Source organism: Ruegeria sp. H6 (genome assembly GCF_056532975.1).
Genome location: NZ_JBQFOA010000002.1, coordinates 551,386 through 565,905, shown reverse-complemented (window position 1 = coordinate 565,905; position 14,520 = coordinate 551,386). Strand labels below are relative to the sequence as shown.

At 59.0% G+C, this 14,520-nt stretch carries 14 protein-coding genes and 1 riboswitch; of the genes, 7 read left to right on the top strand and 7 right to left on the bottom strand.

The window, feature by feature from the left end; all coding sequences use genetic code 11:
* Window positions 1–82: 82 nt before the first annotated feature.
* A complete protein-coding gene (locus tag ACR0AG_RS07510; protein WP_480837653.1) occupies window positions 83–1,438 on the bottom strand; it encodes a hypothetical protein in 1,356 nt (451 codons plus the stop codon).
* A gap of 90 nt (window positions 1,439–1,528) precedes the next feature.
* Between ACR0AG_RS07510 and ACR0AG_RS07505 the strand changes: the two genes are divergently transcribed.
* On the top strand, window positions 1,529–2,299 hold the full coding sequence (locus ACR0AG_RS07505; protein WP_480837652.1) for a copper chaperone PCu(A)C: 771 nt from the start codon (window positions 1,529–1,531) through the stop codon (window positions 2,297–2,299).
* 8 nt (window positions 2,300–2,307) lie between these two features.
* On the opposite strand, the gene ACR0AG_RS07500 is transcribed toward ACR0AG_RS07505, so the two are convergent.
* The 4 genes from ACR0AG_RS07500 to thiB form a co-directional block, all read right to left on the bottom strand.
* On the bottom strand, window positions 2,308–3,561 hold the full coding sequence (locus ACR0AG_RS07500) for an Hsp70 family protein (protein ID WP_480837650.1): 1,254 nt from the start codon (window positions 3,559–3,561) through the stop codon (window positions 2,308–2,310).
* Between the two features lie 94 nt (window positions 3,562–3,655).
* The gene (locus ACR0AG_RS07495; protein ID WP_480837649.1) at window positions 3,656–4,351 is read right to left on the bottom strand and encodes a thiamine ABC transporter ATP-binding protein; all 696 of its coding nucleotides are present in this window, start codon (window positions 4,349–4,351) and stop codon (window positions 3,656–3,658) included.
* Window positions 4,338–5,885 carry a thiamine/thiamine pyrophosphate ABC transporter permease ThiP gene (locus tag ACR0AG_RS07490; RefSeq protein WP_480837647.1) on the bottom strand — a complete coding sequence of 516 codons (1,548 nt, stop codon included), beginning with the start codon at window positions 5,883–5,885 and terminating at the stop codon, window positions 4,338–4,340. Before ACR0AG_RS07490 ends, ACR0AG_RS07495 begins: the two co-directional genes overlap by 14 nt.
* Window positions 5,861–6,841, bottom strand: coding sequence for a thiamine ABC transporter substrate binding subunit (gene thiB / locus ACR0AG_RS07485; protein WP_480837646.1), 981 nt, complete (start codon window positions 6,839–6,841; stop codon window positions 5,861–5,863). Before thiB ends, ACR0AG_RS07490 begins: the two co-directional genes overlap by 25 nt.
* Window positions 6,842–6,874: 33 nt before the next feature.
* Window positions 6,875–6,978: riboswitch (TPP riboswitch) on the bottom strand.
* Between the two features lie 166 nt (window positions 6,979–7,144).
* Here thiB and ACR0AG_RS07480 point away from each other — a divergent pair.
* Both ACR0AG_RS07480 and rpsD read left to right on the top strand, forming a co-directional pair.
* Entirely contained in the window at window positions 7,145–7,591 is a 447-nt protein-coding gene (locus ACR0AG_RS07480) for a hypothetical protein (RefSeq protein ID WP_480837755.1), read from the top strand.
* Between the two features lie 284 nt (window positions 7,592–7,875).
* Window positions 7,876–8,496 carry a 30S ribosomal protein S4 gene (gene rpsD / locus ACR0AG_RS07475; RefSeq protein ID WP_170683418.1) on the top strand — a complete coding sequence of 207 codons (621 nt, stop codon included), beginning with the start codon at window positions 7,876–7,878 and terminating at the stop codon, window positions 8,494–8,496.
* A gap of 112 nt (window positions 8,497–8,608) precedes the next feature.
* Here rpsD and ACR0AG_RS07470 read toward each other — a convergent pair whose 3' ends face one another.
* Window positions 8,609–9,070 carry an Lrp/AsnC family transcriptional regulator gene (locus ACR0AG_RS07470; protein ID WP_480837645.1) on the bottom strand — a complete coding sequence of 154 codons (462 nt, stop codon included), beginning with the start codon at window positions 9,068–9,070 and terminating at the stop codon, window positions 8,609–8,611.
* A 102-nt stretch (window positions 9,071–9,172) separates the two neighbouring features.
* On the opposite strand from ACR0AG_RS07470, the gene ACR0AG_RS07465 reads away from it, so the two are divergent.
* The 4 genes from ACR0AG_RS07465 to ACR0AG_RS07450 all read left to right on the top strand — a co-directional run bounded on the left by ACR0AG_RS07465 (window position 9,173) and on the right by ACR0AG_RS07450 (window position 13,479).
* Entirely contained in the window at window positions 9,173–10,588 is a 1,416-nt protein-coding gene (locus ACR0AG_RS07465) for an aminotransferase class V-fold PLP-dependent enzyme (protein WP_480837644.1), read from the top strand.
* A 64-nt stretch (window positions 10,589–10,652) separates the two neighbouring features.
* Complete coding sequence (hisC, locus tag ACR0AG_RS07460; RefSeq protein WP_480837643.1) at window positions 10,653–11,738, top strand: histidinol-phosphate transaminase; 1,086 nt, start codon at window positions 10,653–10,655, stop codon at window positions 11,736–11,738.
* Window positions 11,735–12,649, top strand: coding sequence for a prephenate/arogenate dehydrogenase family protein (locus ACR0AG_RS07455; RefSeq protein ID WP_480837642.1), 915 nt, complete (start codon window positions 11,735–11,737; stop codon window positions 12,647–12,649). The genes hisC and ACR0AG_RS07455 overlap by 4 nt, the downstream gene beginning before the upstream one ends.
* A gap of 2 nt (window positions 12,650–12,651) precedes the next feature.
* Window positions 12,652–13,479, top strand: coding sequence for an extensin-like domain-containing protein (locus ACR0AG_RS07450; protein ID WP_480837641.1), 828 nt, complete (start codon window positions 12,652–12,654; stop codon window positions 13,477–13,479).
* Here the strand turns inward: ACR0AG_RS07450 and ACR0AG_RS07445 are convergent.
* On the bottom strand, window positions 13,476–14,477 hold the full coding sequence (locus ACR0AG_RS07445; RefSeq protein ID WP_480837640.1) for a DUF2125 domain-containing protein: 1,002 nt from the start codon (window positions 14,475–14,477) through the stop codon (window positions 13,476–13,478). The two genes, ACR0AG_RS07450 and ACR0AG_RS07445, sit on opposite strands and share 4 nt — an antisense overlap.
* Window positions 14,478–14,520 lie beyond the last annotated feature (43 nt).

The window sequence follows — 14,520 nt, the reverse complement described above, 5'->3', positions numbered from 1 at the left end:
TGAAATCTCCCATGTTGTCTGTCGCGACTTAGGCCGCTTGTAGGGTCAGTTTGTATGTGTACTAATGAAAAGTCCACGATTTTCATACGCCGCGCGGGCTGGCCAACAGCCAAAGGCCGAAGACTGTGTAGGCCACCATAAGGATCGACAGGCCAATCTGTAAGGGTAGAACGCCGCGCGGACTACGGCATAAGATCTCTGCCGTGCGGTGGCACAGAATCACGGCGAGGATGTGGGAAAACACGACGACTCCGGCTTGTGTCAGCCAGATGATCTTGACTGTGGACGGCACCGCAAGAAATCCGACCTTAACCCGCGTTGCGTCCAGTCCAAACAGGTTCCACCCCTTAGCCAAAGGATCAGCCAGATTTGCGATAACCACCTGAATTTGAACCAGAAACGTCACGAAATAATGGGCGAAGTGATAGCCAATGGCAATGGGCAGCAACGTGATCGCGAAGGCGACAAACACCGCCTTAAACCCGGCTTCTGGACCCCGATCTGCGGCAAGCGCGCATCCGATCCAGACCGCAAGCGCAAAGATACATGTCAAAAGTGCAATCGCGCCATAAAGGCCAAGCGTCGTCGACCCGGCCATTGCAGAGCGTCCGGGAAACTCAAGCGGATTGACCCCCATCTGACCCAGCCACCAGAACGTCTCATAAAGTCCGTCAAAACTGCCCGCGGCGAGGGTGACGAGTACGAAAATGGCATGGCTGAGGTCGAACTTCGCCCCATGAAAGACCTGCCACCCGGGAAATCCAAGCTTGAGAGTCTGATCACCGCCTGTGACCCTGATCTTGCCGATCAGGTTGAACAGGACTGTGAAACATTCGACATGTTGAAGCCAGGCGGTACGCCCGAAAACGCTCATGCCCGCGAGTGTGAAAACCCAGTATCCGATGGCGAATTTGGCAAGTCTGTCGGGATCGTTGGGGGCAATATCCGCCAGAACGAATCCCTGAAAGGCAGCGAACAGAACAACCGCGGGCCAGACAGACACCCGGGGCGGGATGGGCAGAAAACCTTCGTCCCTTGGAGCGATCAGCCGGTGCAGGCCGGGCCACGGATTGACCCATTTCCAGACGTCGAAAAACAACCCCTGAACGATGAACAACGCCATCCACCACACGGTCCAAAGCACCAGTGGCAACAGATTGGCCTGCGGATCGGTCGGCCCCCACAGCCCGATCAGAATCAACGCTGCAAGCGCCGACGACGTGATGAACGATATGAACCGGGGCGGTGAGACCCGGTTGGTCTTTATACGCAGGTCAATCGGTGTCAGCAGTTTTTCCAGCTGGTTTCCCCGTAGGAGCACCAGCAACAGGATCGTGGCGGCAACCGCAACCGTTCCGCCCGTGATGTATGCCGTGGTTGGCAGCAGCAGGACAAACCCCTGATCGGCGGCATGGCCAAAGGCCGGAGCAGCTGTCATGGTGGCTACGCCGAGCGCGGCAAAAATCCTCTTTCCGCATCGCCTCATGTCGTTAGTATGCATATGAAGGTGAGTATTAGGGCAAGACATATGTTCAAACGGGTGGCGATCCTGATCGGCGTGCTGGGTGTCGCCGCTATTCTTTACTGGCAGTTTGCTCCCAGACAAAGCGCAATCACGATCACCGATGCGCGCGCGGCGCCGGTAGGGGCGTCCTCAACGATGTTCATGGTCTCGCTCAAGATGCAGAACTATGGCGCGCCGGTGGCTTTGACGGACGCCAGCTCTCGGTCCGGGGCAGAAGCGCAGATCATGAACCCTGACCAGACCGGGCCACTTGTCGTTCCAGGTGGCGGCGCGGGACAATTGGCCATGGACGGCGCCCATATGATGTTGTCGGTGCCCGATGGCAGCTTTGAAAAAGGTGCGTTCCAGTCGGTTGCCCTGATATTTGATGATGGAAGCGAAGTGGTCGCCCGCGTTCTGCGCCCTGAGACGGCAGATGGCGCCGTTGTCATGCGACATGGTTTGGCCCATGGGGTTGAAGTGTCGCCGCCCCCTTCGATCACAATCAAACAGCCGGAAACTGTGCGTGCCGACGGGTTCAACATCGAGATCAGTTTGCAGGATTTCGAGTTTGTTGTGACCGCTGATGACGCGCCCCATGTTCCCGGGCAGGGTCACGCACATGTTTATCTCAACGGCCTGAAACTGGGCAGGTTGTATGACACCAGCATTGATGTGGGTCGCCTTGCATCAGGCGCTTACAGGTTGCGGATCGGTTTGAATACCAATGATCATCGGCCCTATATCGCGGATGGCAAGCCGGTCGAGGCTGTGTTGGAATTCACCATTCCTTAGGCCCGAATCTATTGTCCTTCGCGTGCGGCCACCATGGCCAAGCCTTCGGCCACCGCGGTAAACACTGAGGCAAAGGAATGATCGGCCTCTGGGAAGATATCGTCCATGGTCTCTGGCACGATGGTCATGAGGCTGGAGCCTCCGACATAGACGACCCGGTCGATTTGATCCGCGTTCAGGTTGGCCTTGCGCAAAACTTCCAGCGCGCCGGTCCGTAACCGATCGCTGTGACCGGAAAGGCTGTCGGTCAGGCGGTCTTCGTTCAGCGGTGCAGCCAGACCTTTGGCGATCCAGTCCAATGCAATGGCCGCGTGCGGGTCCCCTGAATTGACGGCGATCTTTCCACGTTCGACGGCAAAGGCCAGTTCGTGCCCCAGTTCATGGTCCAAAACCGTGGCCAACCGTTTCAGGCGCTCAGGTGCCTCGGCCAATTGCACCATATCGGCGACCAGACGTCTGTTTTGCGGAGTGTAGAGAAACGGGATCATCTCCCATGTTGCAAGATCATTGAAGATCGCATTGGGGGCCAGCGACGTGCCGCTGCCAAATACATCCCGGATCATTGAGCCTTTGCCCAGCAAGGGCATCACATGGTCAATGCTGATGGCCTTGTCAAAGTCGGTCCCACCGATGCGCACGCCGTGATTGGCCAATATCTCGACCGCGTCAGCGCCGGTGCGGAAGACCGAGAAATCCGACGTACCCCCGCCGATATCGACAACCAGACCGACAGTGTCCGCGCGCCCGGCTGCCCCGTTGGCGATGGCGGCAGCGGCGGGTTCGGGGCAAATGCGGATGTCGGTAAACCCAGCCGCCAGATAGCACGCGCGCAGGTCGGCCTCGGCCTGAGCCTCGCGGGGATCATCGGTGCCGTGAAACACAACCGGACGGCCCGAGACGACGCGGGTGCAGGGCACACCTCGCTCTGCCTCGGCCTGTTCGCGCAGCCTGCGCAGAAACGTTCCGATGATTTCGACAAAGGTCAGGCGGTCATTCAGGATTTGGCGCTTTTCGTGCATCAAACTGGTTCCCAACACCCGTTTGAGCGCGCGCATAAAGCGCCCTTCAAGACCATTGAGCAGCGCCTGATTGGCAGGCTCCCCAATCAGGGTTTCGCGCGTGTCAAAATCGAAGAAGAACGTGGTGGGCAGGGTCGGGGCGGTGCCGAATTGCACCAGATGCGCCTTGTTCGACTTCAGATAGGCGACTGCCGAATTCGAGGTGCCAAAATCAATGCCGATCCACGGGCTGTTGGGGGCCATGGCGCAAATCTCCGAGATGTAAGCAAAGACTGCCGGGCCTAATGGTTTGCCGAGCCGGGGTCAAGCGCGCGTTTGGCAAAACGCCGCCCTTAGGCTATGACCCAAGATAGCCGCGCAGGCTGGGGGGCGGATTGTCCAGCAGATGTGCTGTTTCGGCAGGTGGATGCGCCTGACCATCGGCCACAAGCACCGTCTGTACCGCGATGCGACGTGCGTCTTGCGGATCATGGCTGACCATCAGCAGGGTTGTTCCGGTCTCTGCCAGCAGTTCGGCCACAAGATCAAGCATCTCGGCCTTTAGCGCGGGTCCAAGTGCCGCAAAGGGTTCGTCCAGCAGCAACATCTCGCGGCGCTGTACCAGGACCCGGGCCAGGGCGACCCTGCTTTGTTGCCCCCCCGACAGCTCAGCCGGTTTGCGCCTTTCGAACCTGGCCAAAGCCACCCGCGCCAGCGCGGTTTCGACCTGAGCCTGTTCATCGGAGGTCAGTCGCCCGTTTGGGCGTATGCCAAGGGCGACGTTTTGTGCGACCGTCAGATGCGGAAACAGATTGCCATCCTGAAACAACATCGCCACGGGGCGCTTGCCCGGTGCGAGATCGGAAATGCGGTTACCTTTCCACAGAATCTGCCCCCGGGTGAGCTCGCGAAACCCGGCGATCGCCTCAAGCAACGTGGACTTGCCCGCCCCGGACGGACCGATGATCGCCACGCTGGACCCTGGGTCGATCGTAAGGTCCGCGTGCAAAGAGAAGCCGCCATTTGTGATATTACATTGATCAAGTTTCAGCATGCGCGCGCCCTCCGCGGTCCAAAAGCCAGAATGCACCCATCGACAAAATCAACAGCAGCAGCGCACCTCCGGCTGCGGCCTGCATCTGATATGCCCCCATCAGGCGATAGATCTGCAAGGGCAGCGTCGCGATTTGCGGGTCGGCAAATAATGCAATCACCCCCAGATCGCCCATGGACAAAGCAGCAGCAAGGCCGGCGGCAAAGCGGATCTGCGGGCGCATTCGAGGCAGCAGAATCCGGGTCATGAAACTGGTCTTGTTCATGTCCAGAGACAAGGCAAGCCGACCCTGACGTGAAACCACATCCCGTGCCGCAGGGATAAGGATGCGCAGGGCAAAGGGCAGGGCCATCACCGCATTGACCAGCGCCGTCACCGGCAACGCCAGCGAGGCGGGGTTTGCCACTGGTCGGATCAAGATGAATAGCCCTGTGCCGATCACAAGGGGGGAAGCGGCCAATCCCAGAATGCCGCACAGCTCAACAAAGCTGCGCCGTCTCGTGGCAACAGCTGCAGCCATTGGCAGCGCCAGAACCAAAAGCAGAGCGGTGCTGGCGGTTGCGACCAGAACCGAGGTCAACGCCGCGCGAAACACCTGCACGGGCAGATCAAGCAACCCGCCCAGCCCCGAGACGACAACGGCAGCCAGAGGCAACAGCAGAAACGCGGCGGCGGCAAAGATCCAAAGCGCATCGGGGAGTGTTGAACCTTCGTCCCAGCGGCGGATGGCCCGGTCTAGGCCCGACCCGAACCCTTCGCTGCGCGAAAACTTTAGCGCCGCCAGAGCGGCGGCGGCGGTCAGGGCCAGTTGCACCGCCGACAGCAGGGCGGCCCGGCCGAGGTCAAAATCGTAGGTAAAGGCCTGAAATATCGCCAGCTCGATGGTTGTGGCGCGAGGCCCGCCGCCAAGCGTCAGCGCAACGGCAAAGCTGGTCAGGCAAATGGAAAAGATGACCGCGACGACTCCGGGCAGAATGCGCATCAGCATCGACAGCTCGATCACGCGAAACATGGTCGTGCCGCGAAAGCCCAGCTGTGCGGCAAGGCGAAAGCGCTCAGCCGGAATTTCCTGCCACGCCTGCAGGATCAGGCGCGTAGCCAGTGGCAGGTTGAAAAACACATGCGCCAGCACGACCCCATGCAGCCCATAGATCCGTATCGGCGGCAGGCCAAAAACAGCCAATATGTCGGAAATCCATCCGGCGCGCCCGAAGACTTGCAGCAATCCGAGGATGGCGACGATGACGGGCAGGATAAAAGGGGCACCAAGCAGTGCGATCAGGGCGCGTCGGCCCCAAAAACGCCTGCGAGCCAGGGCGCGCGCCACGGGTATAGCCAGGGCCGCGCTGAACAGGGCGGACAGAACCGCCTGTGTCAGCGTAAAGCGCAAGGCGGCCCAATCGGCCGGGCCAAGCCTGCCCGCCGCATCAGCCCGAAAGGCAACAGCGGCTAGCGTGCCGAGTATCAGCGCAGCAGCCAGAGCAGCCGCGCCGATACCGGGCCATGGGCTTACCGGCTGAGCGCGCCCAGCCATGCTGCCAGTGCCTGATCCCGCACGGCGGCGGCGTCATCCGGGGAAAGCAACAGCGCCTTCTTGGGTTCAACCAGCGTGTCGAACCCATCCGGCAGACCCGATGCGGGCGTTACCGCGGGGTACATCCAGTTCGTGGTCGGAATGATCTGTTGGAACGCATCTGTGACCATGAAGTTTAGGAATTTATCCGCCAGTTCCGGCTGATCCGTTCCCGCCAGTTTGGCCGCAACTTCAACCTGCATATAGTGCCCCTCATCAAAGGCCGCCGCGGCTTTGCTGTCGTCTTCCTCAGCGATCAGGTGATAGGCGGGCGAGGTTGTGTAGCTGAGGACCATGTCGGCCTCACCTTCCAGAAACAGGCCGTATGCTTCGGACCAGCCCTTGGTGACCGTCACGATATTGTCCGCCAGTCCGGCCCAGATATCCGCAGCTTCGTCGCCATAAGCCGTCTGCACCCAAAGCAAAAGGCCCAACCCCGGGGTCGAGGATCGTGGGTCCTGAATGATGATCTTGGTGTCGCTGTCGGCCAACTCGCGGAAGTTGGCTGGTGCAGCCGCATTCGCATTGTGGACAAAGGCAAAGTAACCCCAGTCATAGGGCGCGAAAACATCATCCGTCCATTCGATCGGCAAAGTGTAGTCGGCGCTGACGGCGCTGGGCGCAAACAACCCTGTCTCTTTCGCGGCTGTGATCAAGTTCGTGTCGAGCCCCAGCACCACATCCGCATCGGAATTCGCACCTTCAAGCCGGATGCGCGACAACAGCGCTGCGCCATCTTCGACGCCCACAAGGTTCAGATCGCAGTCGCAGATCGCCTCGAACGCTTCTTCGACCTTGGGTCCGGGGCCCCAATCGGACACGAAGCTGTCATAAGTATACACGGTCAGCTGAGGTTTATCGGCCGCGATGGCCGAAGTTGCACTCAGAAGTCCCGCAGCAATCATCAGATGTTTCATATCATCCTCCATTGCGGCGAGAGGGCAAGGATGGATGAAACCGCTACCCTTCCCTCCGCCGGTTCTAGCCGGTTCAGGTTCAACGGGTTCGTCCAAAACGTCTCAGCGCGGCAAAGCACGCACCCCGAGGTGAGGCTCTGACTAGGCAAGAATGGATCAAATGACAACCACAATCCGATTGGGCTCGGTTGGGAATGCGCAGAAATTAAATCTGACTCTGAAGCAACATTTATGTGAAGACCCCGATTGTGTCTCTTTTCTGCCCCATTCTTTTTGCATAAACTATGCGTCGTTAAAGGTGGGATGTTTAACAGTGCGGGCGGGCAGATGAGAACCGGTGCAAACGGTCAAGTAGTCGTATTTTGGACCCAGACGGAATTGAACGGGCTTGAGGCAGCGCCTCTGTCCGATCTTTTTGTTGGGGCTGCGTGGTCATGGCGGGGGCCGATTCAGAACCAGGTCAGCGGACAGGCGGTGCATGAAACCAACCAGCATTATGGACGGGTCGAATTGGTGAATGGCGCGCAGCGCTATGTTGCCGATCTCGTGTTTGTCGAGGGCGAGACCTCTCCGATCATGCTGTTTGAGAATGGATGCCCGAGCCGGGATCAGGAATTCTGGATCAGCGCCGTTGTGCAGGTCCCGCAAAATACGGCCAGAACAGGCACAGACGACACGGTTGTTCTGTTTCCGGCGCATCAAAACCCCGGGGCCGATGCCGCAGCGGTACATGGCGTCGCTGCGGAATAGCGTCGACCGTTTCTCGAACAGAATTTCAATGGCACCGTTTTCGGTGCGATGATGTGTTGACTCTGGCTTTCTCCCGGATATAAGCGCGGCTTCATTGGTGTTGGTGGCCCCCGCAAGGGGATGCCTGTCATGGGGGAAACCTCAAGAGGACAACGCCCTTTATAACCCGGCACTCAGCTGGTCTGAACCGAATCCAACGGCCTGAGCGGCGACGCTATTTCGGCCCGAAAAGTGGGAACCGGTTTTCGGATCAAGCCGAAATGCCACAATAAAGGAGATCAGCCGTGACCAAACGCACGTCTGCCAAGTACAAAATCGACCGCCGGATGGGCGAAAACATCTGGGGTCGTCCGAAATCCCCGGTCAACCGTCGTGAATACGGCCCCGGCCAGCACGGCCAGCGCCGCAAGGGTAAACTGTCGGACTTTGGTCTGCAGCTGCGCGCCAAGCAGAAGCTGAAAGGTTACTATGGCGACCTGACCGAAAAGCAGTTCCGCCGCATCTATGCCGAAGCCGAGCGTGTCAAAGGCGATACCGGTGAAAACCTGATCGGTCTGCTGGAACGCCGCCTGGATGCCGTCGTCTACCGCGCCAAGTTCGTTCCGACCGTGTTTGCCGCACGTCAGTTCGTAAACCACGGCCATGTCAAAGTGAACGGCAAGCGGGTAAACATTCCCAGCTACCGTGTCAAAGAAGGCGACGTGATCGAAGTGCGCGACAAGTCCAAGCAGTTGGCCATCGTTCTGGAAGCCGCCGCGCTGGCCGAGCGTGACGTGCCTGACTACATCGACGCGGACCATTCGAAAATGACCGCGACCTTCGTCCGCGCTCCGGGCCTGAGCGATGTGCCTTACCCGGTCATGATGGAACCGAACCTGGTTGTTGAATTCTACGCGAAGAACTAATCTTCGCCGCTCCACTGAATTCGAAAGGCCGCGCTTTCAGCGCGGTCTTTTTTTTGTGCTCGGGCCCTCTCGTGGGCGTACCCAAGCGCTTTTGATCGCAAGAAAAGGTGGGTCAGAGCGGAAGGGGACGGCCTTCGGCGATGGCCTCCATCGCGAAATACGAGGTCACGCTGTCGAGTTCCACCTTTTCGATCAAACGCTGGTAGACCTTGTCATAAGTGGTCATATCCTGCGTCACGACTTTGAGCTGATAGTCATAATCGCCGCCGATCCGGTGGAAATCGACCACCTCAGGAATTGTCAGCACATGGCTGCGGAAGGCTTGCAGCCAGTCCGCAGAATGGTGCCGTGTGCGCAGCATGACAAAGACCACCAAATTCAGGCCAAGTTTCTCTCGCGCGATCCGGGCCGTGGTGCCCACCAGAACCTTGTCTTCGTTCAAGGCCCTCAGCCTGCGCCAACATGCATTTTGCGACAACCCCACGCGATCCGCCAATTCCCTTTGGGAGAGGGTGGCGTCTTTTTGCAGCTCTTTGAGGATGCGTGTGTCAATTTGATCTAATTTATGCGACATAGCAGATCAATTGACACAAAATTACAAGCAATTCAGCAAAAAAAGGAGAAGTATATCTAAGAAAAATCAATCATGTTGGGATTGCAACAAGGAGCCAATGCAATGCCCTTTTCTCGTTTTCGTGCCGACGTTCAGGCCGCCACTCGCGCTGATACACTTCACCAAGGACTGATCGGTGAAAACGTGATGATACCCGGTCTGCACGAGGACGTCCCGCTGGTCTATGCGGATTACGTCGCTTCGGGCCGTGCGTTACGGCAGGTCGAAGACTTTGTGGCCGAGCATGTGTTGCCGTTTTATGCCAACAGCCACACAGAGGCTTCTTATTGCGGGTCATACATGACCCGGCTGCGCCGCGAGGCGCGGTCTGAAATATCCCGCATCGTCGGCACGAGGGGTGCGGAAACGGTGATCTTCACCGGTTCTGGCGCGACTGCGGGGCTCAACCGGTTGGTCAGCTTGTTCAAGGTACAGAACGCTGATCGACCGGTTGTTTTGATCGGTCCCTATGAACATCACTCCAACATCCTGCCGTGGCGGGAAAGCAAGGCCGAGGTGATCGAAATCCCCGAGGCGCCCGGGGGTGGGCTGGATATGGCGGCTTTGCAAGCTGCTTTGGTCGCGAATGCAGATTCGGACCTGTTGATCGGGTCCTTTTCGGCCGCGTCGAATGTGACAGGCATTGTCACTGATCCTGATCCCGTTACACGGTTGTTGAAACAATACGGAGCGCTTGCGGTCTGGGACTATGCCGGGGGCGGTCCATATCTGCCGATGCATATGGGCCCGGAGGATGCGCGCAAGGATGCAATCGTGGTTTCGCCGCATAAGTTTCCGGGCGGTCCGGGTGCCTCGGGCGTGTTGATCGTCAACGGCGCTGCCGTGCAACGCTGCAGCCCAAGCTGGCCTGGTGGCGGAACGGTCAGTTTCGTCTCGCCTTGGCGGCACGATTACAGCGCGGATCTTGCGACGCGCGAAGAGGCCGGAACACCGAATGTCATAGGCGACATCCGGGCTGCGCTGGCCTTTGTTGTCAAAGATGCGGTCGGCACGGATGAAATCGCGCGGCGCGAGGCCAAGTATAATCAGATGGCGCTTGAGGGGTGGGGCGACAACCCTCACCTGACGCTTTTGGGCGTTGATCACCCGCATCGTTTGCCGATCTTTTCCTTCCTGATCCGCGACGGGGCAGGCCCGCCGGTGCATCAGCAGCTGTTCACGCGCATGCTGAGTGACATCTACGGCATTCAGGCACGCGGCGGTTGCGCCTGTGCCGGGCCTTATGCGCATCGGTTGCTGGGCATTGACCAGCAGACATCGGAAAGCCTGCATGCAGCGTTGTCAGCGGGGGAAGAGATGAAAAAGCCCGGTTGGGTAAGGCTGAACTTCTCGTATTTGATGCGGGAAGAGACCGTTCGCTTTATCATCGACAGCGTCAATGACCTGTCCCACCGGACAGCGGAATACGCGCCCTATTACAGTGCCGATCCGGCAACCGCCCGCTTCAAGGCGGCCTGAGGGAATTGCCGCTTTTCTCAACGCGTTGAGACAGGTATGAGAGGCTCAATCAACGGAGCCTCTTATGATCAAGATCACCCCACAACCCGGCATTATGGACATCGCGCTGTATCAGGGCGGACAGTCGCATGTGGCCGGCGTGGAACATGTGATCAAGCTGAGCTCGAACGAAAACCCGTTTGGACCAAGCCCCAAAGCGATCGAGGCAATCAGGGACAGTGCCGCAACCTTGCATCGCTATCCCAGCACGGATCACGCCAGCCTGCGGGGTGCCATTGGCGAACGCTATCGGTTGGACCCCGACCGGATCATCTGCGGCGTCGGTAGCGACGAGGTCCTGCAATTCATCGCGCAGGCTTATGCGGGTGTCGGGGATGAGGTCATCCACACCGAACACGGCTTTTCCATGTATCCCATTATCGCGCGTATGGCGGGTGCGACGCCCGTGATGGTACCGGAACGGGATCGCCGGGTGGATGTGGACGAAATCCTGGCTGCGGTCACGCCACAGACCAGGATCGTTTTCCTGACAAATCCGGGCAATCCAACCTCGACCATGGTATCCGAAGATGAGCTGCGCCGGTTGGCCGATGCGCTGCCCGAAACAACGCTGCTGGTTCTGGACGGCGCCTATACGGAATTTGTCGATGGCTTTGACGGCGGCGCGGGGCTGGTGGATCAGTATCCGAATGTCATCATGACCCGCACGTTCTCGAAGATCTACGGTCTGGGCGGGATGCGCGTTGGTTGGGGCTATGCACATAAAAGCATCATCGATGTCCTGAACCGAGTGCGGCAACCGTTCAACCTGTCGCTTACGGCGCTGGCGGCGGCGGAAGCAGCGGTGAAGGACGAGGAATACCTGACCTACTGTTTTGACGAAAACGCGCGCCTGCGGGTTTGGCTGGCAGCTGAACTGGAAAAGATCGGCGTCCCCTCTGACCCGTCCTGCACCAATTTCATCCTGGCGCGGTTTGCCGATCAGACCGAGGCCGAGGCCTGCGATGACTATCTTAAAACTCAGGGTTTGATCGTGCGCCGGGTTGCGGGCTACAACCTTCCGAACGCCTTGCGGATCACCGTCGGCGACGAAGAGGCCTGCCGCCGCGTGGTTTCGGCAATTACTGCATTCAAAGGAGGCGCTGCATGAGCCAGATTTACGACCGTGTGGCGCTGATTGGGTTGGGCCTGATCGCCTCGTCCATGTTCTGGGCAATCAAACGGGCTGGATTGGCGGGTGAGGTCACGGGATTTGCCCGGTCCGAGGCAACACGAAACACAGCGCGAAAGATCGGTTTGTGCGATCGGGTCTGCGACAGCGCCAAAGAGGCGGTCGAGGGCGCTGATCTGGTCATTTTATGCGTCCCCGTGGGCGCGATGGGCGCGGTCGCCCAGGATATCGCGCCGGTGCTGAAAAAGGGCGCGACCGTGTCGGATGTAGGGTCGGTCAAGCGGCACGTCATCGAAGATGTTGGCCCGTTTATCCCCGACGGCGTGCATTTTGTACCTGCGCACCCCTTGGCCGGGACCGAGCATTCCGGCCCCGAGGCCGGGTTTGCGGAACTTTTCGACAACCGTTGGTGTTTGCTGGTGCCCGCCGAAGATGCCGATGCGGATGCAGTTGCGCGTTTGCGCGCCCTTTGGGAAGGAATGGGGTCGAATGTCGACGAGATGGACGCGGATCACCATGATCTGGTTCTGGCGGTCACATCCCACGCCCCGCACCTGATTGCCTATACCATGGTGGGTGTCGCCGACGATCTGCGCCGGGTCACAGATACCGAGGTGATCAAATATTCAGCCGCGGGTTTTCGGGATTTCACACGGATCGCGGCCTCGGACCCGACCATGTGGCGAGATGTCTTTTTGACAAACAAGGACGCCACATTGGAAATTCTGGGACGATTTACGGAAGAGCTGTTTGCCCTGCAAAGGGCGATCCGAATGGGTGACGGCGATCAGCTTTTCGACTATTTCACCCGTACCCGTGCTATTCGCCGCGGGATTATTGATGCAGGGCAGGATACGGACGCACCGGATTTTGGGCGCGGAAAGGCATAGTCATGAAGGTGTTTCGAGGCGGATGGGCAAGTATTTTTGCACTTGTTGTGGCAACCCACAGCCATGCGGCCCCGCCCGAAACATCGCTTTTCCCAGTGGCGCGCCCTGACACGAGCGTTCAGGCCATTCCAGCGGTGGCTGTCGTATCAAAAATGCGCCCGCAGTTGCGCCCGGCTTCGCCGCAGGTCACGGCCGCTGCGGCACGCCCCGCGGATTTGCCTGCGCTGGGCCCGACCTCTTCGATCAAACCTTTCCTCAGGCCGGAATCGCTTGAACAGGAAGTGCTGTTCAAACGGCGCAAGCTGCGCAAAGGCTCGGTATGCGGAGATATCGCGATTCAGGGCAAACCGATCGGTAAGGTGCCCGGTCGGATCAAAGCCTGCGGGATCAAGGATGCCGTTCAGATCACCTCGATCTCGGGCGTCACACTCAGCCGGCCATCGACGATGGATTGCGGCACGGCCATTGCGCTGAACAAATGGGTCGACAAGACAGTGAAACCCACGTTCAAACGCCGTGGCCCCGTGGTCGAGTTGCAGGTGGCCGCGCATTATGCCTGCCGCACCCGAAACAACCGCAAAGGTGCCCGCATTTCCGAGCATGGCAAGGGGCGGGCCATTGATATCTCTGCGTTTCGTATGGCGGATGGCGAAGTTGTGACGGTCCTGAACGGTTGGCGCAAAAACCCGTCTCAAAAGCAGTTGATCAAAGTGTGGCGCGGTGCGTGCGGGCCGTTTGGAACAGTGTTGGGCCCAAATTCAGACCGCTATCACCGCGATCATTTCCATCTGGATACGGCACGCCACCGCAATGGGCCCTATTGCCGTTAACGCAGTATGATCCGCGGGGCAGGGCCCAGCGGAACCGGACCAAGCGCCACGAACCCGTCGCGGAAATTCAACTGAAGGTCCAGCGCGTTTGGATTCCCGCCCAGCCCCGCCATGAAGTTCAACGCGCGTGTCACAGGGTCCACCGCCTGATCCGGTAACGCGCCTGCTGCATTGGCCATTGCGATCATGTCGCGCCAATTCTCTGCCTTGATCGCAACCTCTCCGGTTGGGATGCCCTGTGCATCCACCTCAAGCTCACCGGCCGCGAATAACCGCAACTCACCCCATTTGACCTCGGCCAGGCGCAGGTCAATCAGCTCTGGCTGCGGCCTGCCTTGTTCCAGCGCACTGCGGTCCCATGGTTTGGTGAACGTCGTGGTCATATCCAGTTCGAGTGTCTCGAAGGATTGCGGCAGGGTGGTTGCCGATCGCATCAAACGCCGCAGCTCGTCCCCCGGGGTAAACCCGTCGATCTGCGCCGCGATGGCATAGGTTGCGGGGTCTTCGGATTGTTCCATGACCAGCCCAAGCGTGCCGCCACCGGCCAAAGCTTCGCCCTCTTCGGTGATCGACCAGCGGCCAGCCGTCAGAGCCATTTTCTCAAGCACCAACGCCACACCCGGCTGCAATTGCAGTTCCGCCAGCAGCGTGTCGGCTTGAATGGTTGCGGTCTGATCAAAATACGATAGCCGCTGGGGCGCATCCGAGAACCTCAATACCTGACGCCCGGGCCAGATCGCGGGGCTTTGAAACTCGATCCAATCCGCGCTCCAGGCTGTGCCGTTTGACGGATCAGCCAAAGCCGGGTTCACCAGTCGGGTCATGTGATGGGTCGGGTATCCTGCGGTTTCAACCGACGAGAAATCGGCCTGCCAGCCTTGTTCCTGTTGCTTGTCGAACCACGTCGTGATGGCCGAGCGCAGCCCATATCCTGCGATGAACCAGTATGCGCTCCAAGCAAGGGCGATAAATATGAATACTCGTATCAGACGGCGCATGACAAATGGCCCTTTTTCCTGCCTTGGATTTGATGTTTATAGG

Excerpts from the sequence above, each read along its gene's own strand:
- ACR0AG_RS07465 (WP_480837644.1), top strand. The coding sequence starts at position 9,173 with ATGCCCTTTTCTCGTTTTCGTGCCGACGTTCAGGCCGCCACTCGCGCT.
- hisC (WP_480837643.1), top strand. The coding sequence starts at position 10,653 with ATGATCAAGATCACCCCACAACCCGGCATTATGGACATCGCGCTGTAT.
- ACR0AG_RS07500 (WP_480837650.1), bottom strand. The coding sequence starts at position 3,561 with ATGGCCCCCAACAGCCCGTGGATCGGCATTGATTTTGGCACCTCGAAT.
- ACR0AG_RS07455 (WP_480837642.1), top strand. The coding sequence starts at position 11,735 with ATGAGCCAGATTTACGACCGTGTGGCGCTGATTGGGTTGGGCCTGATC.
- ACR0AG_RS07490 (WP_480837647.1), bottom strand. The coding sequence starts at position 5,885 with ATGGCTGGGCGCGCTCAGCCGGTAAGCCCATGGCCCGGTATCGGCGCG.
- ACR0AG_RS07480 (WP_480837755.1), top strand. The coding sequence starts at position 7,145 with ATGTTTAACAGTGCGGGCGGGCAGATGAGAACCGGTGCAAACGGTCAA.
- ACR0AG_RS07505 (WP_480837652.1), top strand. The coding sequence starts at position 1,529 with ATGTTCAAACGGGTGGCGATCCTGATCGGCGTGCTGGGTGTCGCCGCT.
- ACR0AG_RS07510 (WP_480837653.1), bottom strand. The coding sequence starts at position 1,438 with ATGACAGCTGCTCCGGCCTTTGGCCATGCCGCCGATCAGGGGTTTGTC.
- ACR0AG_RS07445 (WP_480837640.1), bottom strand. The coding sequence starts at position 14,477 with ATGCGCCGTCTGATACGAGTATTCATATTTATCGCCCTTGCTTGGAGC.
- ACR0AG_RS07495 (WP_480837649.1), bottom strand. The coding sequence starts at position 4,351 with ATGCTGAAACTTGATCAATGTAATATCACAAATGGCGGCTTCTCTTTG.
- ACR0AG_RS07450 (WP_480837641.1), top strand. The coding sequence starts at position 12,652 with ATGAAGGTGTTTCGAGGCGGATGGGCAAGTATTTTTGCACTTGTTGTG.
- ACR0AG_RS07470 (WP_480837645.1), bottom strand. The coding sequence starts at position 9,070 with ATGTCGCATAAATTAGATCAAATTGACACACGCATCCTCAAAGAGCTG.
- thiB (WP_480837646.1), bottom strand. The coding sequence starts at position 6,841 with ATGAAACATCTGATGATTGCTGCGGGACTTCTGAGTGCAACTTCGGCC.